18 protein-coding genes are annotated in these 25589 nt (G+C 38.6%); 17 read left to right on the plus strand and 1 reads right to left on the minus strand.

Annotated elements, in window-relative coordinates; translation table 11 throughout:
* Positions 1–6: 6 nt before the first annotated feature.
* The 9 genes from OGI71_RS26805 (at position 7) to OGI71_RS26845 (ending at position 17424) form a co-directional block, all read left to right on the plus strand.
* Positions 7–1041: a FecR domain-containing protein gene (locus OGI71_RS26805; protein ID WP_282253238.1), complete on the plus strand. Its 1035-nt coding sequence runs from the start codon at positions 7–9 to the stop codon at positions 1039–1041.
* Between the two features lie 4 nt (positions 1042–1045).
* Positions 1046–4144 carry a TonB-dependent receptor gene (locus OGI71_RS26810; RefSeq protein ID WP_282253239.1) on the plus strand — a complete coding sequence of 1033 codons (3099 nt, stop codon included), beginning with the start codon at positions 1046–1048 and terminating at the stop codon, positions 4142–4144.
* Between the two features lie 27 nt (positions 4145–4171).
* Complete coding sequence (locus OGI71_RS26815; protein WP_282253240.1) at positions 4172–5734, plus strand: RagB/SusD family nutrient uptake outer membrane protein; 1563 nt, start codon at positions 4172–4174, stop codon at positions 5732–5734.
* Between the two features lie 30 nt (positions 5735–5764).
* Positions 5765–7246 (plus strand): aryl-sulfate sulfotransferase, encoded by a 1482-nt coding sequence (locus tag OGI71_RS26820; RefSeq protein ID WP_282253241.1) that lies wholly within the window; start codon positions 5765–5767, stop codon positions 7244–7246.
* A 135-nt stretch (positions 7247–7381) separates the two neighbouring features.
* Positions 7382–10390 carry a glycoside hydrolase domain-containing protein gene (locus OGI71_RS26825; RefSeq protein ID WP_282253242.1) on the plus strand — a complete coding sequence of 1003 codons (3009 nt, stop codon included), beginning with the start codon at positions 7382–7384 and terminating at the stop codon, positions 10388–10390.
* Positions 10391–10529: 139 nt separating this feature from the next.
* The gene (locus OGI71_RS26830) at positions 10530–13592 is read left to right on the plus strand and encodes a DUF5107 domain-containing protein (RefSeq protein ID WP_282253243.1); all 3063 of its coding nucleotides are present in this window, start codon (positions 10530–10532) and stop codon (positions 13590–13592) included.
* A 108-nt stretch (positions 13593–13700) separates the two neighbouring features.
* Entirely contained in the window at positions 13701–15563 is a 1863-nt protein-coding gene (locus tag OGI71_RS26835) for a hypothetical protein (protein ID WP_282253244.1), read from the plus strand.
* Between the two features lie 263 nt (positions 15564–15826).
* Positions 15827–17158 carry a site-specific integrase gene (locus tag OGI71_RS26840; RefSeq protein WP_282253245.1) on the plus strand — a complete coding sequence of 444 codons (1332 nt, stop codon included), beginning with the start codon at positions 15827–15829 and terminating at the stop codon, positions 17156–17158.
* On the plus strand, positions 17146–17424 hold the full coding sequence (locus tag OGI71_RS26845) for a hypothetical protein (RefSeq protein ID WP_282253246.1): 279 nt from the start codon (positions 17146–17148) through the stop codon (positions 17422–17424). Before OGI71_RS26840 ends, OGI71_RS26845 begins: the two co-directional genes overlap by 13 nt.
* A 410-nt stretch (positions 17425–17834) precedes the next feature.
* Here OGI71_RS26845 and OGI71_RS26850 read toward each other — a convergent pair whose 3' ends face one another.
* A complete protein-coding gene (locus OGI71_RS26850; RefSeq protein WP_282253247.1) occupies positions 17835–18086 on the minus strand; it encodes a helix-turn-helix transcriptional regulator in 252 nt (83 codons plus the stop codon).
* Between the two features lie 224 nt (positions 18087–18310).
* Between OGI71_RS26850 and OGI71_RS26855 the strand changes: the two genes are divergently transcribed.
* The 8 genes from OGI71_RS26855 (at position 18311) to OGI71_RS26890 (ending at position 25471) form a co-directional block, all read left to right on the plus strand.
* Entirely contained in the window at positions 18311–18568 is a 258-nt protein-coding gene (locus OGI71_RS26855) for a hypothetical protein (protein WP_282253248.1), read from the plus strand.
* Positions 18569–18615: 47 nt separating this feature from the next.
* Positions 18616–19104, plus strand: a complete 489-nt coding sequence (locus tag OGI71_RS26860) for a hypothetical protein (RefSeq protein WP_282253249.1) — start codon at positions 18616–18618, stop codon at positions 19102–19104.
* Positions 19105–19344: 240 nt separating this feature from the next.
* Positions 19345–19833, plus strand: a complete 489-nt coding sequence (locus OGI71_RS26865) for a DNA-packaging protein (protein WP_282253250.1) — start codon at positions 19345–19347, stop codon at positions 19831–19833.
* Positions 19802–21040 carry a terminase large subunit gene (locus OGI71_RS26870; RefSeq protein ID WP_282253251.1) on the plus strand — a complete coding sequence of 413 codons (1239 nt, stop codon included), beginning with the start codon at positions 19802–19804 and terminating at the stop codon, positions 21038–21040. The genes OGI71_RS26865 and OGI71_RS26870 overlap by 32 nt, the downstream gene beginning before the upstream one ends.
* Before the next feature lie 13 nt (positions 21041–21053).
* Positions 21054–22481 carry a phage portal protein gene (locus OGI71_RS26875; protein WP_282253252.1) on the plus strand — a complete coding sequence of 476 codons (1428 nt, stop codon included), beginning with the start codon at positions 21054–21056 and terminating at the stop codon, positions 22479–22481.
* 344 nt (positions 22482–22825) lie between these two features.
* Entirely contained in the window at positions 22826–24160 is a 1335-nt protein-coding gene (locus tag OGI71_RS26880) for a glycosyltransferase family 2 protein (protein WP_282253253.1), read from the plus strand.
* Entirely contained in the window at positions 24124–24813 is a 690-nt protein-coding gene (locus OGI71_RS26885) for a galactosyltransferase-related protein (RefSeq protein ID WP_282253254.1), read from the plus strand. Before OGI71_RS26880 ends, OGI71_RS26885 begins: the two co-directional genes overlap by 37 nt.
* The gene (locus OGI71_RS26890) at positions 24806–25471 is read left to right on the plus strand and encodes a hypothetical protein (RefSeq protein ID WP_282253255.1); all 666 of its coding nucleotides are present in this window, start codon (positions 24806–24808) and stop codon (positions 25469–25471) included. The genes OGI71_RS26885 and OGI71_RS26890 overlap by 8 nt, the downstream gene beginning before the upstream one ends.
* The last annotated feature ends 118 nt before the right edge of the window (positions 25472–25589 follow it).

The following is a 25589-nucleotide window of genomic DNA, read 5'->3' on the forward strand; positions in this document are numbered from 1 at the left end:
ACTGTTATGAATCGTAAGCAATTATTAAATAAATTCCTGGCAAATCAATGCTCAGCGGAAGAGGCTAAACTTGTCTTCTCTTGGCTTAATGAGAACCCGAAATTATTGGATGATCTGATCTCGGAGGATGATTGGATGTCCTATATTGCACAGGAGAAAAATGTTAAGCGTAGGAACGGCAATATCTCCAAGATATTTACTGTTTTTGTCGTCTTTGGCTTGCTGTTTTTTTGCTCAAATCTGTTTGAGGAACAGCATGCTCAAATTGCACAAGACATCATCAGGAAGACCTATTATAATCCCTTATCTCGGCCCAAAGAAATCATTACGGACGATGAATCTCATCTTATTCTTGCACCGGGGGCATTGGTGCAGGTCAGAATAAAATCAAATCTTGATTTCAGATATGTAAAGGTCTTGGAGGGAAAAGTTCAATTTGAAGTAGCAAAGGATCCATCTAAGCCTTTTATTGTGGAGAGTGACCAATTGACAACAACTGCACTCGGAACACAATTTATTGTAAACTACACAAGTCGCTCTAAAGACGTTCTTGTACAGTTGCTGGAAGGGAAGGTACGGGTGGCACATATCATGCAAAGTGCGGAACATGTAAAAATCCTGAAACCTGGACAGCAAATTCACTTCTCAGCAGCTTCGCAAATGGTTCTTTCCGACTTCGGAAACACGAGTAAAGGAGCTGACCGTGTAGTTAATTTCTTACCACGGCTTATAGGTACAGCGAAAGAAAAAGAATATAGTTACCCAATGACGATTCATCAATCGACAAACTGGTTGGAAATGGAGGAAACTTCCCTGTCCGAAATTATCCAATATATTAATCATGAACTAGATATGCCTGTATCGTATGATTCTTTGCTGGTCAGGAATTATCGTTTAAAAGGACGTTTCCGAAGGAATGCGGCTATGAATTTACAGGATAAAACACAATTGGCTGAGTCCATTCTACAATTGATTGTTGAAGTAAATCCTTTTAAGTTGGAAAAACAACAGAACACATATATACTCAAACCTAAAAAATAGAATTATGGTAAAACTCAACTTAACCAAGAAACCATTTTTTGTTTTGCTGCTTCTGACACTGATGTCCTTTCAATGTCTGGCTGGAACGATCAATGGTATTGTCAAGAATGCTGCCGGACAGCGTCTAGCTGGGGTCAGTATCGTATTGAAAAATGCAGGAAGCAATTTTTCGACGAGCAGTTCTAGTGCGGCTGACGGGAGCTTTCGTTTTGCGGAAGTCCCCAATGCCAAAGGGTATGAATTGACCTTCTCTTATATTGGTTATCAGACCTATGTAGAAAAAGATGTACAAGTGTCAGTTTCGGGCGCGACAACCCTGTCTATTATCCTGGAGGATCAAGTCAACCAATTGGAAGACGTGGTGGTGATCGGTTATGGGAAGCAGAAAAAAAGTGATCTGACGGGGGCCATTGCTTCGCTTTCGAGCAATGAGCTAACAAAAGGCGGTGCCGTGAGTAATGTAGGGCAAGCATTGCAAGGAAAAGCTTCGGGAGTAGTGGTAACACAAAATTCGAAAGCTCCCGGAGGGAGTACATCTATTCGGATCCGAGGAACCAATTCCATCAGTGGAAGTAACGATCCATTGTATGTTATTGATGGTTTCCCTACAAATAATGGGATCAATATCAACCCAGATGATATCGCCTCCATGGATATTCTCAAAGATGCGTCAGCAACAGCGATCTATGGATCCAGAGGTGCAAACGGTGTTATCATCATTACGACGAAACGAGGTAAGACAGATCAAAATAATATTACTTATAGTGGTTATGTGGGGACGCAAAATCCAATTAATCCCTTTCGATTTCTTGATGGCAAGCAATACATGAACCTCGCTAATGCGCTTTATAAGGAGATTGAAGGTCAGGAAAACCAAGAAAATGCAGTGTATACTAAATCACAGCTTGAGTCTGATGTGAATACCGACTGGGTCAAAGAGACCATGCGCAACAGCATTTTGCAGAATCATAATCTACAGTTTTCAGGAGGTGGTGAGAAAACAAAAGTATTGACAAGTCTGGGGTATTTTGATCAAAAAGGGATTTTGAAGACAACGGATTTTAACCGGGTATCGGGACGTATCAATGTAGATCAAAAAGTTAACGATTTTATTCGAGCTGGTGCAACTTTGTCTGCCCAGCGTGAGAAATCCAACATGCAGGTATATGATGGAAATATTCTGAATTCGAATGTTCTGTATAGTATATTGACTTATGACCCAACGGTTCCAGTGTATAATGCTGATGGTAGCTTTGGAAGGCCTCCAGGCGGACAAGGTGATAATCCATTGGCCAACTTAATTTCTCGAATCAACGATGTGCAACGCGACAAATTAAACGGAAATATCTTTGTGGAAGTGAATCCGATCAAGGAACTGACATTACGGATGAATGCCGGTACCGAGATTACCCACGATCAATTGGGCAGCTATCTGACCAGAGATTCTTATCAAGGGGGAATTGATGACGGTGTCGCTAGTCAGGCCGATTTCAATGAAACACATAATCTAATTGATTTTTATGCAACATACGCAAAAGTATTTAACGAAAAGCATAGCTTGAACGTGATGGGTGGTTATTCGTACGAAAAATATGTGCGCAACAATAAAGGGATAAACGTGAAAGGGTTCTCAACAGATTTATTGGAATACAATAATTTGGGGATGGCCTCAAGTATTACTGGTGTAAACTCTGCTAAGTCAGAGAATCTCGTGATCTCCTTCTTCGGCCGTGTAAACTATACCTATGATGATAAATATTTGTTAACAGCTACTTTGCGTAGGGACGGCTCTTCACGTTTCAGTCCCAATCACCGTTGGGGAACTTTTCCTTCGGCGGCCTTTGCCTGGAAAATCAATAATGAAGACTTTATGAAAGGGCAACAGTTATTCTCTGACTTAAAGTTTAGATTGGGCTATGGTCAGACCGGAAATGATCGAGTGGCTGATTATGCTTCTTATGGCTTAATGGATAATGGACACTATACTTTTGATGGCGTCAATAATGCTGGTGGTGTAAAACAAAATCCAACTTACCCCGAAAACGATAAACTAAAATGGGAATCTACCACGCAGTATAATGTGGGTGTTGATTTTTCATTCTTTAAAAATAGATTGGCATTTACCTTGGATGCTTATTATAAGAAGACAAACGATCTCTTGATAAGAAGTATACTACCATACTACACTGGATATAGTTCTGGACAACGCAATCTGGGTACGATGAATAATAAAGGATTGGAGTTTTCGGTAACCAGCAAGAATATGACGGGTGAATTTACCTGGGAAACAAAATTGAACTTAGCTATGAACCGCAATAAAGTTTCCAGTCTCGGTGGTGAACCCGATCAACTATTGACTTCTTCAAAACCAATGGGCAATGTCTCGGAGGAGGCTTATTCCGTGATCCGTGTAGGTGAATCGTTAGGCTCCTTGTTTGGTTACAAATATCTTGGTGTAATTCAGCAGGGAGAGAAATATGGTCCGCAACCGAACTCAAAGCCAGGAGATCCAAAGTTTGCTGATGTCAATGGCGATGGTACCATAAACTCGGCTGATCGTACCATTATTGGCCGGGGTTATCCGAAACTCAATTTTGGGATGACCAATACATTTACATATAAACATTTCGATCTAACTGCGTTTGTCTATGGAAATGTAGGGAATGACCTGTTGAATATGACGCGTATGAACCTTGAATGGAAGCGTGGTACTGAAGCATTAAATCGCTGGACACCGACGAATACCAATACAGATATCCCAAGAAATGGATTTTATTATATGAGTTATGGCGGGTATATCAATGATCATTTTGTTGAAAATGCATCTTTCTTACGCTTACGGAATTTGACATTGGGTTATACTGTTCCATTGAGAACGAAAGCAATTCAATCCATCCGTGTGTACGGCATGGCGGAAAACTTATTTACAATCAGTAATTACTCCGGTTGGGATCCAGAGGTGGATACCAAAGGTTATGAAAATGATGCGTTGGTAAAGAATAGATCCGGAAATAATCAGAGTGCTAATGCCGGTGTGGGATTGGACTTCAATTCCTATCCTTCAATGCGTTCATTTACTTTTGGCGTTAGTGCCACATTTTAATATGTAACACCCAAAATTCTATACGACATGAACAAGATTAAAACGAATATAAAATATATGCTGGGGATAGCTGGGCTAGCCTCTATTCTTACGGGAAGTTTGCAAAGCTGCACCAAACTCGAACCAAAGTTATATAGCGATCTAACAACTAAAAACGCCTATTCAACAGAAAGCGATATTAATGCGGCCTTAACAGGTATATATACAAGTTTGTCACCTTATCCCGGTGATGCTTATCTATATTATGCGGGATATCTGGTAATGATTACAGATTATGCAACTGACATAGGGTTTTCTACAGCAGCTGGAGATCCCACACGGATGAGTAATTTTACATACGATGACAATAACCGGTATTTTAAGTTCAATTACCAAAATATGTACCAGGTTATCAGTAATGCCAATATGCTGATTGACCGTATTGAAAATGTAACGATCTCTGAGGGACGTAAAAAGGAAATTATTGCACAGGCGAGATTTCTGCGCGCATTATCCTATATGGATCTAACAGATGCTTGGGGGCCTGTGCCGCTAATTACTACGGTTAAAAACCCTACAGAAAGCTACAATGAGCCCTTGGCTCCCGTTGAAAAAATAGACGCGCAGATTGCAGAAGATTGTCAATATGCAATGGATAACCTTCCGGAAAAATGGACTGCCGAAATTGGACGCGCGACAAAAGGTGCCGCGCTTACGTTGATGGGCAAAATGTATATGCGTTCACATAACTATGAAAAGGCAAAGGTTTATATTGATCAGGTACTGGCGCTGCGGAACAAAGGTATATATAAATTAAACCCTGACTTTAAGAAAGAATGGTCTGATGACAATAAGGTGGATATGGGCTTGATCTTTGGTGTTCTACATGAACCTACATTAAATGGAGGCGAGATTACAAATCACTTTGGTCCAACCGATAATCCAGAGGTACCGGATAGATGGCAATATTACGGTGTATCATTGGATTTTTGGCGGAAGTATAGTGATCTCGATCCTCGGAAAAAATTCTTCTATTACAATTACGAGGGTAAAGCGGCACGTGATAAAAATACGAAACATGGTTTTTTTTACATGTTACCAGCAAAGGGGCAAACAACACCGCCTAGTGACACCGTTAAATTCCTTCAGAATGTTGCTACAAAAAAATATTCCTATGAAATGGTTAACAACTCCTATCTTGATGGACGGACCATACAAGTATTTCGTTTAGCGGATGTGATTTTGTGTAAAGCGGAAATTGAAAATGCATTGAACGGACCCGCAGCGGCATTGCCTTACATCAATGAAGTTCGCAAACGGGCTGGTGCACCAGCTTACGGTGATCATCCAAACTTCCCAGTACCGACAAGTAAGGAACAGATGATCGATGCATTGGTGGATGAACGTGGTTTTGAACTGGTATTCGAGTATAAAAGACGCCAAGACTTGATCCGATTGGGACGTTATGAAAAAGTGAGTAATGCCTATCTTAAAGGTCGCGGATTGAGGGAGAATGTTACTGAAGCAATGCGGTATTTTCCTTATCCATTGGAAGAGGCCCGTTTACATCAGGAAATGACTGCAGCAAATCCATCACGATTGCCTAAATAATAATAAGACGGAATAAAAAAATATGTGCAGATGAAATTCTTCAAAGCAATTATCGTATTAACGGCCATAGTGGCTGCCTCTGCCGGTTACTATTATTACAGCAATCAGGTAGAAATCGAAACGATTGAACTCACATCACCCAATAACCTACCCCTCGATGAGGATATTCATGTACGTCTGAACAAAGCTGCGGATGCTTATGTCGAATATTGGAAAGAGGATGGTGGGCAGGTCCATCAAACTGTTGTGTCGAAATCGTCATTGAATCATAACTTTCATCTCCTGACGCTGGAACCTAATAGCAGCTACAAATTTCGGGTAGTCATCGATCAGATGATCCCTGTTAAATCCAGTGAACAGTCTTTTAAGACAAGACCGCAATCGCCATGGATGGTGCATGACTGGATCAAAGGCGACCATCCACATGATGAAAAAGCGCTGGGGAATGGCCTGGTATTATTATGTTATCGCGGTTATCCAGGCTATATGGCTATGGTCGATGGTAAAGGAACGATCCGATGGTATTGGCAAGATGAGAAATTGGGCGTGCGCCTGGCTTCATTAACACCAAGAGGAACAATTCTAGCCTTACTGGCTCCTGCAAGTAAGGATGAATTCAATAAGCCCAATCAACCGAGTAAGAAATCAACCAATGCCAGTTATTATCTGCGCAGCGGAAGGATCGGATTTGTAGGCGGAACTGTATTGGTGGAGATTGATCTGACAGGGAAGGAAATTACCCGAATCGATCTGGATAAAAAAGGGATCGTCATGCATCACGATGTACAGATGGATAAGCAAAATAATATCGTTGGTATCGTCAGGGACTTTAGAATAGATGATAGACCCGGTCATCCAAAAGATACGCTCTGGGGAGACGCTATATTGACCATGGATACCAAAGGCAATGTGTTGAAAAAATGGTCCCCCTGGAAAAAATGGGATATTCAGAACGATAAAAAATTGGATAGCCTAAAACATGACCGATTCCACTTTAATACTATTTCCTTTGACAGGGACAGCAATTACCTCACTTCTTCACCAATTGAAAATCAGGTTTGGAAAATTGATGCGAAAACGGGCGATATCCTCTGGAAACTAGGAAAGGACGGTGATTTTAAATTGAAGGAAAAAGACTTGTTCTATTTTCAGCATGCACCGCATATCACCAAAACTGGTGAACTGCTTCTTTTTGATAATGGCGATTTCTCCCCTCGTGATAGTACAACGGCCAATAAACAGTCCCGTGCTATCGCCTTCAACCTTGACCAAAAGAACAAAACGGCAACATTAGCTTATGCAGCCCCTATTCCTAAAAAACAATTTACTGCGAGAATGGGAAGTGCTTATGAATTGGAGAATGGCAATCTGCTGCAAACAAGCTCAAAGACAGGATCAGTACTCATAACAGATAAAAAAGGTAAAGTACTCTGGGAGTTAAATGCCTATTTTATACCTTATCGTGCCCTGTATGTCTCCGAAGGAATTTGGAATAAATATCGAAAAAACTAATGCATAAAAAAGTATAAGATCATCTTGAGCTGAGTGTGGTATACATCCGGTATAAGCACTTTCGCTCAAGGTGACTTTAATGGCAATTAATAACTATTTACGTGTACTGGTTTTTGGGTACACCTAACACCTTGTATGATGAAGAAAAGAACAGCCTATAGTAAGCTGGCAACAATCCTTGCCGTATCATTATTCGTAAACGCTGTCCATGGACAGCTGGCTTATCCACCTGAAAAGCAAAAATGGGATGCGGATCAACTTGGTAATCACCGTGCGGTTCTCAAGATAAACACAGATCAAAAAGAGGTTCAATCCGTTATTCCTTGGCGTAACCGATGGGTTGAGGCCAATCAAGAGGTCATAATTGTTGATAGTGCAAGTAATAAACAGGTAACGTCGATTAATTATCTCTGGATGAATGCAGAATCGGGTGGCTTACGTTTTCGTCCGACTTCAGGCAAGGGAATATATTATGTTTATTATTTACCTTATAAAATGGGTGGACGTAGCCGAAATTATCCGGATGCGATTTACTTGAAAAATTCGACGCCAGCACCCGTTCAAGCTGCAAAAAATGACGCTATTAGTTCCAAAGGTATCACTGTTGAACGGTTTGAAGCCGTAGATCAGTATAATAGCAATGATCCCATGGAAGTGCTGGCTACTAAAGCGGAGATCAAAAGCTTCTTGAACAGCAATACAAAAGAAGATTATTTTGTTTTTCCTGAAAGACGGGAGTCTCCCATCAAAATGGAAAATAACCTCCCACAACTGTGGATGACGAAAACTAAGGTTCCGAATCAACTGGAGGGAAATGCGCAAAAAGGCGAATACTATGCTTTTCAATTGGGATTGTGGTCACCGAAGCGAGATCTTCAAACAGTTCAGGTATCATTTTCGGATTTTAAGTCTAGCGATGGGACAATTATTGCTGCCAATAGCTTGAACTGTTTAAATACGCAAGGCACGGCTTATACGGGAGAGGCGATGCATTTGACAGTGAATGTACCTGCGAACAAGATACAAGCCCTTTGGTGTGGCATGCAAGTACCGGAAAATATTCCGGTGGGGACTTATGTCGGCACAGCCACGGTAAAAGCAAATAATGCTACAGCCAAGAAGGTCAAGCTTGTATTTCATGTGTCGGACAACGCCAGTGGACTGGCAAGTGTTGATCAGCCCTGGAAAATGACACGATTGCCCTGGCTGAATTCAACGCTGGCACAAAAGAATACTGTCATTGCGCCCTATACGCCAATTGCTTTGACAGCTGATTCAACCTTACAGCTCTTGGGACGTGAAGTTAAGTTGAGCGCAACTGGTCTGCCCAAACAGATCAGTACATTTTTTACGCCCGAAATGACATCGATCTCAACAAAGCCAAATACATTGTTGTATGAACCAGTACATTTTCATTTTTATCGTGCCTCAGACGGAAAGGAAATACAGCTCCAAGCTGCCGGCGTTCAATTTAAAGAGAAAAATGAAGGTGAATATCGTTGGATAGCCAAAAATGAATCGGCCGACCTGACGATGGAAGTGGAGGGGAAACTAGAATTTGATGGTTATTTGCATTATGTGGTTAAACTAACAGCGTTAAATGATATCAATTTAAAAGATATCAATATGCATATTCCGGTCATGCCTGACAAAGCAAACTATTTTATGGGGCTAGGACAGAAGGGGGGGAAGCGACCGGAACAGCTTTCGTGGAATTGGGATGTCGCAAATAAGAATCAAGACGGTGGCTGGATTGGCGCCGTAAATGCAGGACTTCAGTTTTCACTGCGCGATGAACATTATTCACGGCCACTTAACACAAACTTCTATCTTCAAAAACCATTGGTGCTACCAACCTCCTGGGGTAATGAGAATAAAGGTGGAATAGATATCGGTCTCAAGGGCAAATCGGTTTTGGTCAATAGTTATAGTGGTGAACGTCAGCTAAAAAAAGGAGCAGTACTTTATTATAATTTTAACCTATTAATTACACCGTTCCATCCGATAAATACTGAAGCACAATGGAATGAACGCTATTATCACGCTTATAAACCAGTGGATTCGGTCCTGGCAAGTGGATCCAATGTCATTAATATCCACCATGCTAATGTGATCAATCCCTATATCAATTATCCATTTATCGCGACCAAAGAGATGAAGCAATATATTGATCAGGCACATCATGCAGGATTGAAAGTGAAGATTTACAATACAGTACGCGAGGTTTCCAACAGAGTGTACGAGCTCTATCCTTTGCGGAGCCTAGGCACGGAGGTATTTTCACCGGGCAAGGGTGGTGGCTATTCTTGGTTGCAGGAACATGTGGGAAACAATTACCTTGCCGCTTGGTATGTGCCCGAATTTAGAGATGCTGCCATTATCAACAGTGGTATGAATAGATGGCACAACTATTATGTTGAAGGTATGAACTGGCTGGTAGATCATATTGGTATTGATGGAATCTATCTGGATGATGTTGCTTTTGACCGCGTAACAATGAAGCGCATCAAGCGGGTATTAACCAAAAATGGGAAATCTGGTCTGATTGATTTACACTCTGCGAATCAATATAATAAAAGCGATGGCTTTAACAACAGTGCAAATCTCTATCTCGAGCATTTCCCTTATATCAATAGATTATGGTTTGGAGAATATTTTGATTACGAAAATAACCAACCTGATTTCTTCTTAACAGAAGTAAGTGGGATCCCTTTTGGATTGATGGGCGAAATGCTTCAGGATGGCGGTAATCCTTGGCGCGGAATGATCTATGGTATGACTAATCGGATGCCTTACCAAAAGCTGACACCGAAGGATTTATGGAAAACCTGGGATAATTTTGGCATCAAAGGAAGCAATATGATTGGTTATTGGTCACCAAACATTCCGGTAAAGACAGATAACGAGAAGGTATTGACAACAGTCTATAGCAGATCTGGAAAAGCAATGGTCGCTATAGCGAGCTGGGCCGATACGGATGTTGATGTACAACTAGCTATTGATTGGGATAAACTAGGTATTGATCCGAAAAAGGCGAAATTGTCGATTCCAACAATAGCCGATTTTCAGTCGGGTACAGCATATAAATTTGGAGATAAGATTTCTATTGCGAAGAATAAAGGAATCATTCTTTTAATAGAATAATAGCCGTAGTCTGGATATAGCGAGGAGCTATTTTAGGTTCCATGGGGAGTAAGGGCGGGGGCATGTTGTTGTCGAAATTGCCGGAAGTTATAGGGAAACTTTTGGTAGCTATTGAATTAATGAATAAATACATATTTCAATGAAAAAATGGATAGTGATATTATTGCTGGGGAATTGTATGCTCACGGTATTGGCACAGCAGCCCGCAAGGATTTCTGAAGTAAAAAAGCGTTATACGACTTATCCGTTTTCGGATCCAGACCCGATCGCTTCACCACAGAAACTTTATCCTTATTTTCGATTTGACGGTTTTACAAATACTGCCATTGAAAAGGAATGGAAGACCGTGATCTTGGAAAATGATTATATCCGTGTTCAGGTTATGCCCGAAATAGGGGGCAAGATCTGGTCTGCCTATGATAAAGTAGGAAAGCGGGATTATATCTATAACAATGGGGTTGTGAAATTCAGAGATATTGCGATGCGGGGACCTTGGACAAGCGGTGGTATTGAAGCGAATTATGGAATTATTGGCCATACCCCTAATACGTCTACTCCTGTAGATTATCTGTTACAGAAGCATGCCGATGGCAGTGTTAGCTGTTTTGTCCATGCTTTTGATCTTTTGAGCCGTAGCAACTGGACTATGGAAATTCGCTTAGAAAAAGACAAAGGTTATTTCTCCACGCGTTCTTTCTGGTCCAATAGCAATGCTGTCGAACAACCTTACTATACCTGGATGAATCTAGGGGTGGCGGCTGGCGAGGATTTGAAGTTTTTGTATCCAGGGAATCAATACATCGGTCATGATGGGGATGCTCATCCATGGCCCATTGACGATAAAGGACGTGACCTATCTAATTATCGTGAAAATGCCTTCGGCAGCTCGAAATCTTACCACGTCCTTGGCGCACATAGCAAGGCCTTTGGGGTATATTATAGGGGACATGATTATGGTATGGCCCGATATGCCCTGCGTGAAGATAAATTGGGCAAGAAAATATTTCTGTGGTCACAAGCAGGCGATGGGCAGATCTGGGAGAAGCTGCTGACAGATCAGAGTGGTCAATATGTAGAGATCCAAAGTGGTCGATTATTCAATCAAAATGTGCCGTCAAGTAGTTTAACGCCATTCAAACAAATCGGATTTGCCCCCTATCAGGGCGATGCATGGACGGAGTACTGGATGCCTTTTGCTGGGATAGGCGAACCGAAAGGTTTTCAATTATCTGCTGCACTACAGGTGAAGCTAGAAGCAAAAAAACTACTGTTGACCGTCGATCCCAAACGACCGCTACAGGACAGTATCTTTGCGCTTGATAGTAATGGTATGATGCTGGGGGGAAACTATCTGTCCGCTCAAGTGGGTGAAGTAAAACACATTGCTTTGGAACTAACAAGTGAAAATGTTCCCTCTTATCTCAAAATAGGGAAAGATTATTTTGATTTAAAACAGAATGAGCTAGCTGCAGCATTGAATCGACCTACTGGATCAAATAGTGGAGCAGCGATAGATAGCAATCAAACCAAACTATTTGAAGTGCGGGACTTACTCCGGTTTAGGCAATATGGTGTAGCGGAAAACTTGTTAAATAGGTTGATGGAAAAGCAAGTCCCCAAATCGGATTTTTTGTTGGAAAAAGCCAAACTTGCTTGGTTCAGAATGGATTATAGGCAATGTTATGACTATGCACGTCAGGCATTGGCGATTGATACATACCATGCTCCCGCTAATTATTACTATGGTCTGGCTGCGATTAAGTTGGGAAAGACACATGATGCTTTGGACGGATTTGAAGTTGCCTCCTTAGATCCTACATGGCGTAGTGCTGCTTATCTACAGCTTGCCAAGTACCATTATCGGATTAAGCAGGATGAGCCCGCGCTCGCCTATGCTGAAAAGGCGATACTGGCAAACGCCTTAAATATAGATGCACTTCAATTGCAGCTGCTTATTCAGAAGCGAAAAGGAATAACGTTGGATACGGCTTTGTATCAACGCATTGCTCAATACGATCCTTTTAATGCCTTTATTCAATTTGAAGAGAAAAATGAGGTGTTATCAAGACAGGAATTCGCTTCGGAAAAATGCTTTGAACTGGCTATTTGGTATGCCGATCTACACGAATATAAACGTGCTACTACCATACTCAGTAAGAATAAACCGCATACGGAGATGCTATTGTGGCTGGCTTGGCTGACCAAAGATGAACCTATAGTGAGCAAGGGCTATCTAACACGTGCCGCAGCAAGCAGCCCCGCCTTTGTGTTTCCTTTTCGAGAAGAAAGTGAACTTGTGTTTGAATGGGCAGGAGAACAGCTCAGAAACTGGAAAGTAGCTTATTTGAAGGCCTTACTTTATCGTTTCCGAAATCAAGGGGAAAAAGCGAAGCAACTATTAGATGCTGTGACGACTGAACCGTCGGATTTCGGTGCTTACTTTGCCCTGAAATCCAGTCTTGCGGAAGATAAACAGATCGATATGTCTATTACAGTTATGCGACAAGCGGTAACCACGGAGCCAAATGAATGGCGATACGGTCTTCGTTTAGTTGAATTATTAAATAAAGGAAAACGGTATGACCTGGCGCTTCAGGTCAGCACGAAGTATCGCCAAGCATTTCCAAAGAACTATATACTGACCTTGGCACATGTACGGACTTTGTTGTTGAATAAAGAATATCAGCGCGCTGAAGCTGAATTGCAAAAGATCGAAATCCTTCCTTTTGAAGGGGCAACCGAAGGACATAACTACTATGTACAGACCAAATTAATGCTGGCCTATCAATACCTGCAGCAAAAAAAGTATAAGGAAGCGAACCTGAAGGTGGAAGAGTCAAGAGCTTGGCCATCCCAACTCGGTGTAGGTGAGCCTTATCCGGATGAAAAAAATGAAATTTTGGCAGATTGGTTAGCAGCATATCTACAAAAGAAAATGGGAAATAGTACCAGTGAAACAAATCTTCTGCAGCAGATAAGCCAACGCAAACAGTCCAAAAATAAGTACGAATCTCTACTTCAACAGGCAGCTATACAGCAATTAGCAAATAGGGGAGTTACTGTCAGCAGCGGGGAAGCTGCCCCTTTAATAGATCAATCAAATGCTGTCTTTTTTGATCAGATACAAAAAGATAATTTAACAGCGTATTGGCAGGAGTTGATCCGACGAATTTATTTTGAACTAGATCAGCGCATGTTTTAATTCTCTTCGCCGTTGATAGCTGGAAAAGGAGGAAGCTTTTAATGTTTTTTTGTAATCGATAAAAAAGATGTAAATTTAATTAAGCAAAAGATTAAATAAATGGTGAGAATGGTCCTTAGGCAACTTTACTTGATATTGTTGGTCATCGCGTTTTGCCAATGTCGTGGTAGTAGCAATGCTGTAGCAAATAACGGAAAGCTTCAGCTAGGAGTGGATACGATGGAAAAAGTGCAATCTGTTACAGGGCAGTTTAAGTCAAACAACCGAGTTATTCAGTTAAGTTCAGCAATGGAAAAGCTACTTTTTGTGCTTAACAAAGGTAATATCTACCTTCCTGAAAATGGTTTTTTTCTGCAATTGAGTCAGACGGATGCCAAGCGTCTTGGTAAAGATTATATTTTATTGATCCCTCTTTTTTCCGATAGAGGAAGTTTATTGTATAATTATGATCAGGACTTTACGTTTGAGATAATCGCTGTGCCAGGGATGGAAAACTGTTATTATACAAAGAACGTAGCGTTTTTCAACGCGCATAACAAGGATAAGATTGCGTCTGAAAATGATCTTTATCCAGCCTCTATTTTTAATAATCCTACGTTGAAGGATACAATAGAGTGGGCAGTTTTTACGGATTATCGTGATCTGAGAGATCTGCCGCAATGGATAGATAACTTAGACAACAAACAGGAAGTTATAGTTCACTATGTGGGCTGTGCTGAAACACCTGATGGAGGTCATGCAATACATGATTATAGGCCTACAGCGGTAGCTGATCTTGCGAGAAAACGGTTGAATGACGTCGGTAATAAGATGGAATCATTGGGAGTGCCGAAGGAGGAGGCTTCAAAACATGAATGGAAAACTTGGTTAGGTAAGGTGGTTAATCTTAATCCGAAAGATCAGTTTCCAAAAGGAGGGGCGAGGGTATGGACGAAGACCTTTAAGGAAAATACGCATGGACTATTTGCCTGGGATGAAACAAACGACAAAATCATCAGGTTACACCCACAACCAGATTATCTTAATTTTAAGGATCAGCAACTGTTGTCTATCAACCCCAGTGACAGTAGTATTCAAGTCAGTACAATTGCTTCTTCAAAACAACCAAATGCCCAGGAATTCTTCGACTTTAGAGTTGAAAATGGAGCACTATTTACCATTAATAAACTATTCCAATGGGGACATTACAGTGTGGAAGCGGCCAATGGAAAAACCACATTCTATAAGGAAAGAGCCTCTAAAAAATTGCTACCAGTGGTACGGGATATAATTATCGATCAATGCTATATGGCTCCGGAACATAGTTATATCCTTTATCATAAGGACAGAACGATGAATTATGAAATGTTATGTATTAACAGTAGGACAGGAGCAATCGTTGCGCAAAAATCATTAGATGGATTTTTGACAGAAGCACAGATAGCCAAAGGAAAAATCGAGTATTTGCCATTTGCGACAATGAACCGAACTACCGAAAACTTTCCGTTGCTGTTTAAAATAAATGAGGTTGTCTACCACATGTTACTCAATAATAAATTGATGCCTATTGAAACTGCGAAGTTGCCAGCGAATTTACCGTGGCATCCAAGCTTTTTGTCTGTTGATAAGCATGCCTTTTATTTTGATAAAGTCGATAATGAGCTGCAGTTCTATCCGGTCGATCACAGAGAGTCTATGCCATCAGTCAAATTAGCGGATCAGGTTTTTGATCGCTTTATGCTGGTTCCAGATGGGGGTAATTTTCGTTTTTTTTATGAATATGGGGATGCGTTTACACATGGTATAAAGACTATTTTAATTAATGGGGCTACATTTAAACAAGAGGGAGAAGCCGAGCGTGTTTATTCTTATGTTCCCTTGGAAACAGAATCCAGTGACAATACACCTAATAATTTAAAAGCTTTTAAAATTGGAAAGAAATGGATTGTTACTTTTATGTTGGAACAGGAGCTGATCGTGACGGAAATTTAATTTATCAGTCGTTCTTCCATTGTTTTAATGGACAATGGAATTATCTGTTATAAAAATAAAGCCCACTTAATTACTAAAATTGAGTGGGCTTTATTTTTTTGTCGGGATGGCCGTCTGAAAGAATAACTAACTAAATATTGTAATTTTTAACAAAAACAGGCTTTATTTTATAACAAATACACATTGCTAAAATAATTAGTAGTACATTTGTGTGATCAAGTTATGTAAAATCGTGCCATTTTTCGTACCAAATAAAACAGACCATGGGAAGACTTAAGATAACAAAAGGTAAGATAAATTTTTTAGTAAGGAAGGACGCTGGAAGCAAAGATGGGCTATGTCCGATCCAGTTAAGATACTCTTTAGGCGGGAAGCCGTCCCCACTAATGATTGGGCGTTCACTACTCGAATATAATTGGGATGATGATACGAAAGAAGCTGTTTTCGTACCTAAGCCTTTGGCTAAGAAGATGGCCCCCGATATGTCCTATAATCTGTTTATGCAAAATATGTCAGTAATGGATCTTAACGCATTCTTAGGAGAATTGGAACGACATATTAAGGACATTGAAACGAAATTTAGTTTTGATGAATATGATTTCACCTCTCAGGATGTAATATCAGAACTACGAAAGATTATCAGGCCGGATGAAGCTATAAAAGAGGAGAAGCGAAAAAAGAAAAAGGAGATTACCCTTGTTGATTTCATAGAGCTTAATAAGAAGGAAAAGGAAGGTGTGGTTGCTGAAGGTACCATAAAGGCATATGTCACAGTAATGAATGGGATAAAGGAGTTTGAAGCGAGCAAAAAACGAACATATTACACTCATGAGGTCAACTATGAATATTTCGATCAATTTGCCAAGTTCATGATGAATAGGAAAAAGGAGCTAGTAAATGCAACAATAAAAAAGCGCTTGGCCCATACCCGAGTATTTCTTGATCGAGCCAGGAAGCAAGGTTATAAAGTTGATGACTCCTATAAAGACTTTGAATGGGTTGAGAACGATGTGGAGGTAATCGCACTAACTATGGAAGAACTGGAAAAGATAAGGGATGTGCAGTTACATTTGGAAAAACACATACAGGTACGTGATGTATTTTTATTTATGTGTTACACTGGCCTTAGATTCTCTGACGCGAAATCGCTTAAGAAGCATAACATAATAAATGGATATATAAGACTTACTGCAACAAAGACGAAAGAACTTAATGGTGTTCCACTGAGTTCCAAGGCAAAGGAACTAATTGAAAAGTATAAATCAAAAAATAATGATCATATTTTTCCAACTCCTGTAAATCAAACGTTCAACCACTGGATAAAGGAAGTAGCTAAAATAGCTGGTCTTACTGAAACAGTAGAAAAGGTTCGTTTTATAGGTGCTAAAAGGAGAGTGGAGCTAAAGCCAAGACATGACATGATAACAGCACATACGGCAAGAAAAACATTTGTTACCCTGTCATTAGAGCTAGGAATGAAAGCAGAGGAAGTAATGCCGGTAACTGGGCATCGAAGCTATAAAAGCTTTCAGAGATATGTAAAAGTAACAGAAAAAAGAGCAAAAGAAGCATTATTAAGCGCATGGGAGAAATAACATTTATGCTCACAGAAGAGCAAATTAAACAAATCATTATAGAGACAATAGCAACCTATAAAATAGATGAGGTTCTAGCAAAGAATCAACTTACATTTACAGAGGGTTGTAAGTATTACGGGCCAAATAGATTTAGAAAATGGATCAAATCGGGGCTGTTGAAACCTGAAAGTCAAAACGGTAAAACCAATAAAGTTTATTATTCTCATAAAAAGATTATCCAACTAAGTAAGCAGTGGAGACATGATTTGAATGAAATAAGCTAAAATAAATAGCTAAAATGTTTTTAAATACTAATTATTTTGGTAAATTTGATTATTCATAATTTAGGTTTATAATTGGTTAGTTAAGGCCCGACACCTCCCAAGTGATCGGGCTTTTTTATTGATAAGGTTACATTATCAATCAACGGTAAGCACTATTTCTTTTTTATAAGATATTATATAAGGAAATTTGGTATATGTTTTATAAGAGCATAACCTTTAATATTCCTAGGGGATTAGAAGGAAATAATGGAAAAATAAAAGAGTATTGTAGATCTATGCAAGAGTATGTTGCAGCACACCAAGGATGCTTTGCAGCTATTTTCCATGATGTATTGACTATTACCAACATAACGGTGACAGCTCGATATCAAATTTTAGAAATAGAATAAGAAATAGCCCTTTAATTTGGGCTATTTTTTTCTAACACCTAACCATTCCCCAGTTTTATCATCATAAAAGTGTGAATAGCCATCTCCGACTGGCAACAACTCAATTACTTCGCAGTTAAGGACATCTGCAATTGATTTCAAAGTCTTATAACCAGCCTCTCTTTTACCTGTTTGCCAAAAGGATAAAGCCATCTGTGATACATTCAATTTTTCGCTAAGTTCCTTCATTTTATAGCCTTTGTGCTTAGCCACTTCCTTAATACGTAGTTCCATACTTATTATATTATGTTTCAAAGGTACGTTTTATAACTAATATAACACATTGTAATATAATATTTACAAAATAAAAATGTATTAAATGTATATTTAATTTGATTTGTATTACAAAATGTTATATATTTGTAGAGTAAACAAAAACAATAAAAGTTATGAAGTTATTTGAATTGCAAAAAGGCCAACTGTTCAACTTTGTTGGGCCAAAGAGAGCAAAGGTCTACATGGTTAGAGACATCGACTCCAACACGATCAACTACTACAACGTAAGTGATAGCCAGGACAAGCATGTTAAGAGCGTCCGGAACAACGCGCAGTTGAATGTTGAAGTGGTTGAAAGTGTTAAACCAGTAATATTGACTAATGAGGAAGTCGAACTGCTTAAGGCAATATTACTAGAGGCGAACGACAACTCTTACGATCAGAAAGATTCCCAAAGAACAAGGACAGTTATTAACGGGATTTGGTTAAAAATTAAGTAATAACCAAAAGGGCGGTGTAAAAGCCGCCTTGATTAAAAATTATAGGTATGAAAATATTCACTAAAAAAAGGAAACTAAAAATTGGCAAAGATATTATTGTCAAATTCGGTAAATATTCAGGCAATAGTTTTTTGAATGTACCCCTTGATTATGCAGACTGGATCTCTTGCAGGGGTTGTCACGATTTTAAATTAGCATGGACTTACCATAGAAGACTTTTAAAGCACGCTGATTTCAGATATGGGACATCATTAGATGGTAGATTTTTAGAACATAAACAAAAAGATGGTTCTTATGTATTCTATGTAACTGAACCTGATACTAGAATAAGGATTTATTACATTGTTGATAGTGAAGGTAATTTTGTTAGGGACTTAAAAACAATTGGTTCTATGTCTGCAAAACAAGGTGCTATCGACGAAACTTTTACCAATTGGGTAACGTTATCACCAAGCGGTCAAAAAATAAGAGGTAAAATGATTGTTAGTCCATACTATGAGCACTTTGAATGGGATACATATCAAGTCTCCATGTAGTAACTTCAAGCCTTCATAACTTCCCAATACGGCCCCTTCTGAAAAGTTGGGGCTTTTATTTTGCTCATAATTTTAGTATAGTTGTTTGTTTGCTAAAAATTTAGCGGTATATTTGCTTAACGTTAATAATTATTTTAGCAACATGAAAAGGGTCAATAATATCACTGTTCAATTAGTAATTGAAGGCAAAAAATTAAAAGATGTATTATTAAATACAAGTAGATCTAATCGTTTAGCATAATGTGTGCAGCACCAATAGGTAATCAGTTTTGGAAATTAAGATCAAAGCATGGGAGGGATAAGATTTTTACTTCTCCTGATTTGTTATGGGAAGCAGCATGTGAATACTTTGAATGGTGTGATGAAAATCCGTTTCTAGAGGATACAATACAAAAAGTTAAAGTAAACGGTGAAGGAGAATTTATAAAGCATGAAAACCTTACAAAAATGAGGGCGTATACTTGGGATGGTTTGGAATTATTTTTAGATATCGATTCATTGAGACATTACAAAAACAATGAAGTTTATAAAGATTTTTTCCAAGTCATTACACGAATAGAGAAAATTATCTATAATCAGAAATTTACAGGGGCAGCTGCTGGATTTTTAAATCCTAATATTATTGCCAGGGATTTAGGGTTGGTTGACAAGAAAGAAAGTAAAGTTATGGTTGAGCAGCCATTATTTGGAGACGAAGATGAGCGGGATAATACTGAAGAAGGAGCATAACGGCTTTGTCTACACTAGTGCTATTAAAAAGCTTAGGAGGCTGAGGAAGCGAGTAAAGGTGATTCCTGGTGGGACATCTGGTGGTAAAACATACGGCATACTACCTATCCTAATAGATCAAGCAGCTAAGACCCCAAACCTTGAAATATCAGTGGTAAGTGAAAGTATCCCTCACTTACGTAAAGGAGCCTTAAAAGACTTCTTAAAAATAATGAAAGCAACGGGGAGGTATATCGATGCGAATTGGAACCGAACCCTTTTAACATATTACTTTTCTAATGGGTCTTACATTGAATTTTTTAGTGCTGACCAAGAAGATAAAGTTAGGGGCCCGAGGCGACACGTTCTTTATATTAATGAGTGTAACAACATAAGCTTTGAAACATATCACCAATTAGCGATACGCACCTCTGTTGATATCTGGCTGGACTTTAATCCATCTAATGAATTTTGGGTTTATACTGAGCTTCAGGATGACGAAGATGTAGAGTGGCTTACTTTAACTTACAAGGATAATGAAGGTTTGCCTGCTAGTATAGTCAAGGAAATAGAGAAAGCTAAGTATAAGGCTTTTTATGACCCGTTTATTTCTGATCCTTTCGTTGAGTTAAATATCAAAAATAAGTTCTGGGCTAATTGGTGGAAGGTTTATGGGTTAGGATTATTAGGCAGTCTTGAGGGTGTTATATTTTCAAATTGGTCAATAATAAAAGGTATCCCCTCTGAGGCTAGATTAATTGGGCGTGGTTTAGACTTTGGATACACAAATGATCCAACAGCGATAACGGAAATTTATGAATGGAATGGTAAAAGAATACTTCATGAGGTATGTTACTCAACCGGAATGCTAAACAACGCTATCGCTGATGTACTCAAAGGAACAGGTGTTATGACATATGCAGATAGTGCTGATCCTAAAAGTATAGATGAGCTTAAGGACATTTATAAATGTAATATCAAAGGTGCGTCAAAGGGAGCAGATAGTATAGTTTATGGTATTCAGATTATGCAAAAACATGAATATTTAGTTACTGACCAAAGTACTAATCTGATTAAAGAGTTACGTAGCTATTGTTGGGATACTGATAAAACTGGAAAGAAATTAAATAAACCAATAGATGCATTCAATCACTTAATTGATGGCATAAGATATCACGAAATGGAAACATTAGGTAAGGGTGAGAAAGAAATGTCTTTTGGATGGTAATAAAAACAAAAACATGGGACTAAAACAATTTGCAGCAAAAACCCTTTTCGGAGGATACATAAATCAGACTGTTAACCAGCAGGTGGCAGAAAGCTTATCAGGATTGGTTAATGCCAACCTTTATCATCTAATTGGTAAGGATCAGCCTATTTTAACACATGACAATACAGATTATGTTAGGGAAGGGGGATTGTCAGTAGGTGCTGTCTATGAGTGTGTAGACTTAATAATGAAGAAAGTAGTAGCATGCCCTCCTGTAGTTTATGAGGTTAAAGACTCGACCAAGTTGAAAATGTACGACAACATGATGAAGTCCAATAACATAGTTGATAGGGCAAAATCTAAATCAATTAAGGCTGAAGCTATTGAAGAAGTACATGTACCTAAAATTAGCGGTTTGTTGTCAAATCCGAACGATAAACAAACATGGGATGAATTCGTAGGTCTTATAACTCTTCTTTATCTATATGATGGTAATGCACTTGTTTATGGTAATGCTGGAGATAAAAGAAGTAAGAAATGGAGTGAGATCTGGGCACTTCCATTTAATAGCAAACAATTTGGTATTCGATCTGGTGGCATATTCGATCCAATAAAATCATATTATGTGCAACCTAACGGAGGAGATATTTTGTTAGATTTCCCAGCAGCACAAATAGAGCATATTAAAACTATTAATCCTACCTGGGATAGTTCCGGATCATGGATATATGGGGTATCACCATTAAGAGCTTATTTAGGCAATTTATTAAGAGCTAAGTTAGGTGATAATGCAGCGAACAAGATGCTTAACAATGAAGGGGCTTTTGGTGTATTGTCTCCTAAGGCGAAAGAAGATCAGTTTGATGCTGCGCAAAAGAAAGCATTACATGAAAGGTTGACAGATGCCCAAAAGTCAAAAGATCCTATGGCGAGGATATTTCCAACATCAATACCTTTAGAGTGGTTACAGATTGGATTGCCTGCTACTGATTTACAACTATTGGATATGCTAAAGCTTAATAGAGAAGATTTTTACAGAGCCTACCATGTGCCATTAGCATTCGCTTCAACAGATGCAAATACCTATAATAATATCTCATCAGCCAACAAGCAGTTTATATATAATGGCGTGGCTCCTATTACAGAGACCATCTCCAAAGCGTTGACAAAGTTTATTTGTGGTCCTTACAAGGATACAGATAATAAGACCTATATAATACGTCTTGACTACATGTCACTTCCTGAACTATCTGAAGACCTTAAAGAAATGGTAGAAGCTTTGGATAAAATGGACTACATAACCGATAATGAGAAAAGAGAGGTGGTAGGATGGGGTAAGCAAAAAGATCCCGCTTATGATGTTGCATATAAGAATAAGAACAAAGCACCAATGAGCCAAATTTATGAAGGAGCTACTATTCAGGACCGGCCGACCAACAACGAAAATAAAAACGGGTAAGAAATGCTGGCCTTGTAAAAATAAAAAACGTTTCGGATCATCAAAAGAAGCACATATTTCAATTGATGTTATCAACAGAACGAGTGATCGGGAAATCTTGCCAATTAGGGCATATCACTGTGATTGTGGGTTTTGGCATTTAACAAGTCAAGCAAAATAAAAATGGATCAAGAAGTAGATATACAAGAACAATGTTTGGAGAAGACCGCTGAATTGTGGAATGTTATAATTACAATTCCACAAGAAGATATGCATCCTGATGACAACAATGATTTGCGACACCATTTACATGCAATCCAAAATATTTTATACACTCAACTGTACATAAAAAAGAATGGAAGAAAATGAGTAACATAAAACTTTCAATACTTATACCCAGCGTCCATACAAGGCGAAATACATTTCTTCTTAAGATACAGGATGAAATTTTTAGTCAATATGACAAACTTGACGCATTCCAGCAGTCGCAAATAGAGATAATAATGTTATTAGATAATAAACGAATGATGCTTGGCGACAAACGTAACCTTATGGTTGAAATGGCCCAAGGAGAATACATTCAGTTTATTGATGACGATGATAGAATTGAACCAACATTTTTATTGGATCTTTTAGAGGCTACAAGGTCAGGGGCAGATGTCATTACATTCAATGTCTCCGTTTCTTTAAATGGATCTACACCAAAAATAGCATACTATAGCATAGAATATAAGAACGATTACAATACAACTGACGCATATTATAGGATACCAAATCATATTTGCTGTGTTAAAAAGTCTGTATCATTGAAAAGCAGTTTCCCTTCATTAAAATATGCAGAGGACCAAGCTTATGCTAAGTTGCTGCTCCCTCATTTGAATACTGAACATAGGATTGACAAAGTGATGTATCATTACGATTATGATGATAATGTAACTGAAACTCAATTTCAAAACATGCCTGATAATATTAGAAAGAGGCGCCAAGACAATCCAATAGTAGATGTGGTAATTCTATCTAAGGCATCTAATACTAAACTGCATCAAATGACTCAGACTACTATAGATACATGTCTAGCAGGTGCCAATCAATTACCGGTAAATATTATTGTAATAGAGCAACAGCCAAATATTCAGTATAAAAATGCTAAAACCATTTATCATAATGCTGACTTCAATTATAATTCATTTGCTAATCTAGGGGCACGTCATGGCAACGCTCCATGGATAATGATAGCAAACTCCGACCTTATATTTCATCATGGGTGGTTACATGAACTTTTATCTGCTGGTAATGAAGTTGTATCGCCTCATGAAAGGAATGATCCTAGACAAAAGGATATCATAGAAAATACATTGGGCACCACAAATGGCAAACACTTTTCCGGATGGTGTTTTATGATCAAAAGAATTCTTTGGGAAAGTATAGGGGGATTTGATGATTGTGTTAATTTTTGGTTCTCAGACGATGTTACAATAGAGCAAGTGGTATCTGTTGGTGTCACACCTATGATTGTTAAAAAGTCACTAGTTGACCATTTGGGTAGCACTACACTTAAAACACTATCACAAGAAGATCAATGTGAATACTGTTGGGGCCAGGTCCATATATTCAATTCAAAATATGGTAAAAATAAGTTTGAGGACAATAAATATTATCAAGAATGGAAGCACCGAACAGGAAAGTTGGAATTGCAATAAGCACTAGGAACAGGCGAGAAATCGCTTTAAAAACTGTTTCACAATGGCATAGGTTTGCTCCATCAAATAGCATTATTGTGGTAGTTGATGATGCTAGTGATTATCCATATCCAGGTGCAACTTTGAGATTTGAGACTCAACAAGGTATTGCCAAGACAAAGAATGCCTGCATCTACCTATTGTTGAATGCAGGATGCACGGATATATTCTTGTCGGATGATGATACATATCCTATTAATCACTTAGGCATCAAACAATATTTAAATAGTGGTTTTAATCATATGTGCATGAGTTTTGATCACAATGCCAGTGGTAAACGAATAAGTAACGATGTATTTATAGATTGGAAACAACATAATTGGTGGTCATTTAATAGTCCATGTGGATGCTTACTATACTTCAAAAGTAAAGTATTTGATCACACCATTGGATATGATGAAACATTTAATATATGGGGAATGGAGCACAAAGATTTATCTCTTAGAATACATAAGGAGGGTTTAACACCATTACCTTACTTGGATATCCCAAATAGTACTGATCATTTCTATTCACATGATTACCATCTAACAGTAAATAGTAGTGTGTCAGAAAGCATAAGATTGGAAGAAATTAGAAGAAATATGGAATATTTTAATAGTAAACATGGATAAAATAGCTATTTGTATTACTACCCGTAACCGGAAAGAAGCATTTGATAAATGCATAGAACAAATGTCGTTATTTATGCCGGATAATGCTCGTTTATTTATAGTAGATGATGCAAGTGATATTCCTGCCCCGGATGCTGACTTCCGATTTAGCTTCAGATCCGGAATCCCGGTGGCAAAGAACAAATGTATTGAACTTGCGATGTGTTGGGGTGCAAATCATATTTTTTTATTTGATGATGATACTTATCCTATATCAATAAATTGGCATATACCTTATATTGACAGTCCTTACAAACACCTTTGTTATACATTTCTTGAGTCATATAAATCGGTTAATGGGCACAAATATCATTTATTAGGTAATGGTTGTGTTATGTACATTCATAGAGATGTGGTTGAAGCAATAGGCGGATTTGACCTAACATTTGGACTAGGTAAATATGAGCACACACAATTTAGTCATCGAGCCAGTGCAGCAGGATTCTGCCCGGTCCCATATGTAGATGTCATAGGTAGCGAAAAACTATTTTACTCAATGGATGAACATGGCGAAGTAGAGCGTACAATGACAAGTAAAGAGATGGGGGAACAACTTAAATCAGGCAGGCAACATTTCCGTAAAACGCTTAATGATTTATCCTTTTACCATTACAATTAGAGATATGACAATATTATCATGTATGTTTTCATTTGCTTTAGGAGTCTACGTTGGATACATCATATTTCGATATGTGTTTATCAACTGTAAAGCAAAATCATATTACAGTAGTAACAAG

It is taken from the genome of Sphingobacterium sp. ML3W, from assembly GCF_029542085.1.
In the GTDB taxonomy this organism is placed as follows: Bacteria; Bacteroidota; Bacteroidia; order Sphingobacteriales; family Sphingobacteriaceae; genus Sphingobacterium.

Excerpts from the sequence above, each read along its gene's own strand:
- OGI71_RS26805 (WP_282253238.1), top strand. The coding sequence starts at position 7 with ATGAATCGTAAGCAATTATTAAATAAATTCCTGGCAAATCAATGCTCA.
- OGI71_RS26810 (WP_282253239.1), top strand. The coding sequence starts at position 1,046 with ATGGTAAAACTCAACTTAACCAAGAAACCATTTTTTGTTTTGCTGCTT.
- OGI71_RS26815 (WP_282253240.1), top strand. The coding sequence starts at position 4,172 with ATGAACAAGATTAAAACGAATATAAAATATATGCTGGGGATAGCTGGG.
- OGI71_RS26820 (WP_282253241.1), top strand. The coding sequence starts at position 5,765 with ATGAAATTCTTCAAAGCAATTATCGTATTAACGGCCATAGTGGCTGCC.
- OGI71_RS26825 (WP_282253242.1), top strand. The coding sequence starts at position 7,382 with ATGATGAAGAAAAGAACAGCCTATAGTAAGCTGGCAACAATCCTTGCC.
- OGI71_RS26830 (WP_282253243.1), top strand. The coding sequence starts at position 10,530 with ATGAAAAAATGGATAGTGATATTATTGCTGGGGAATTGTATGCTCACG.
- OGI71_RS26835 (WP_282253244.1), top strand. The coding sequence starts at position 13,701 with ATGGTCCTTAGGCAACTTTACTTGATATTGTTGGTCATCGCGTTTTGC.
- OGI71_RS26840 (WP_282253245.1), top strand. The coding sequence starts at position 15,827 with ATGGGAAGACTTAAGATAACAAAAGGTAAGATAAATTTTTTAGTAAGG.
- OGI71_RS26845 (WP_282253246.1), top strand. The coding sequence starts at position 17,146 with ATGGGAGAAATAACATTTATGCTCACAGAAGAGCAAATTAAACAAATC.
- OGI71_RS26850 (WP_282253247.1), bottom strand. The coding sequence starts at position 18,086 with ATGGAACTACGTATTAAGGAAGTGGCTAAGCACAAAGGCTATAAAATG.
- OGI71_RS26855 (WP_282253248.1), top strand. The coding sequence starts at position 18,311 with ATGGTTAGAGACATCGACTCCAACACGATCAACTACTACAACGTAAGT.
- OGI71_RS26860 (WP_282253249.1), top strand. The coding sequence starts at position 18,616 with ATGAAAATATTCACTAAAAAAAGGAAACTAAAAATTGGCAAAGATATT.
- OGI71_RS26865 (WP_282253250.1), top strand. The coding sequence starts at position 19,345 with ATGTGTGCAGCACCAATAGGTAATCAGTTTTGGAAATTAAGATCAAAG.
- OGI71_RS26870 (WP_282253251.1), top strand. The coding sequence starts at position 19,802 with ATGAGCGGGATAATACTGAAGAAGGAGCATAACGGCTTTGTCTACACT.
- OGI71_RS26875 (WP_282253252.1), top strand. The coding sequence starts at position 21,054 with ATGGGACTAAAACAATTTGCAGCAAAAACCCTTTTCGGAGGATACATA.
- OGI71_RS26880 (WP_282253253.1), top strand. The coding sequence starts at position 22,826 with ATGAGTAACATAAAACTTTCAATACTTATACCCAGCGTCCATACAAGG.
- OGI71_RS26885 (WP_282253254.1), top strand. The coding sequence starts at position 24,124 with ATGGAAGCACCGAACAGGAAAGTTGGAATTGCAATAAGCACTAGGAAC.
- OGI71_RS26890 (WP_282253255.1), top strand. The coding sequence starts at position 24,806 with ATGGATAAAATAGCTATTTGTATTACTACCCGTAACCGGAAAGAAGCA.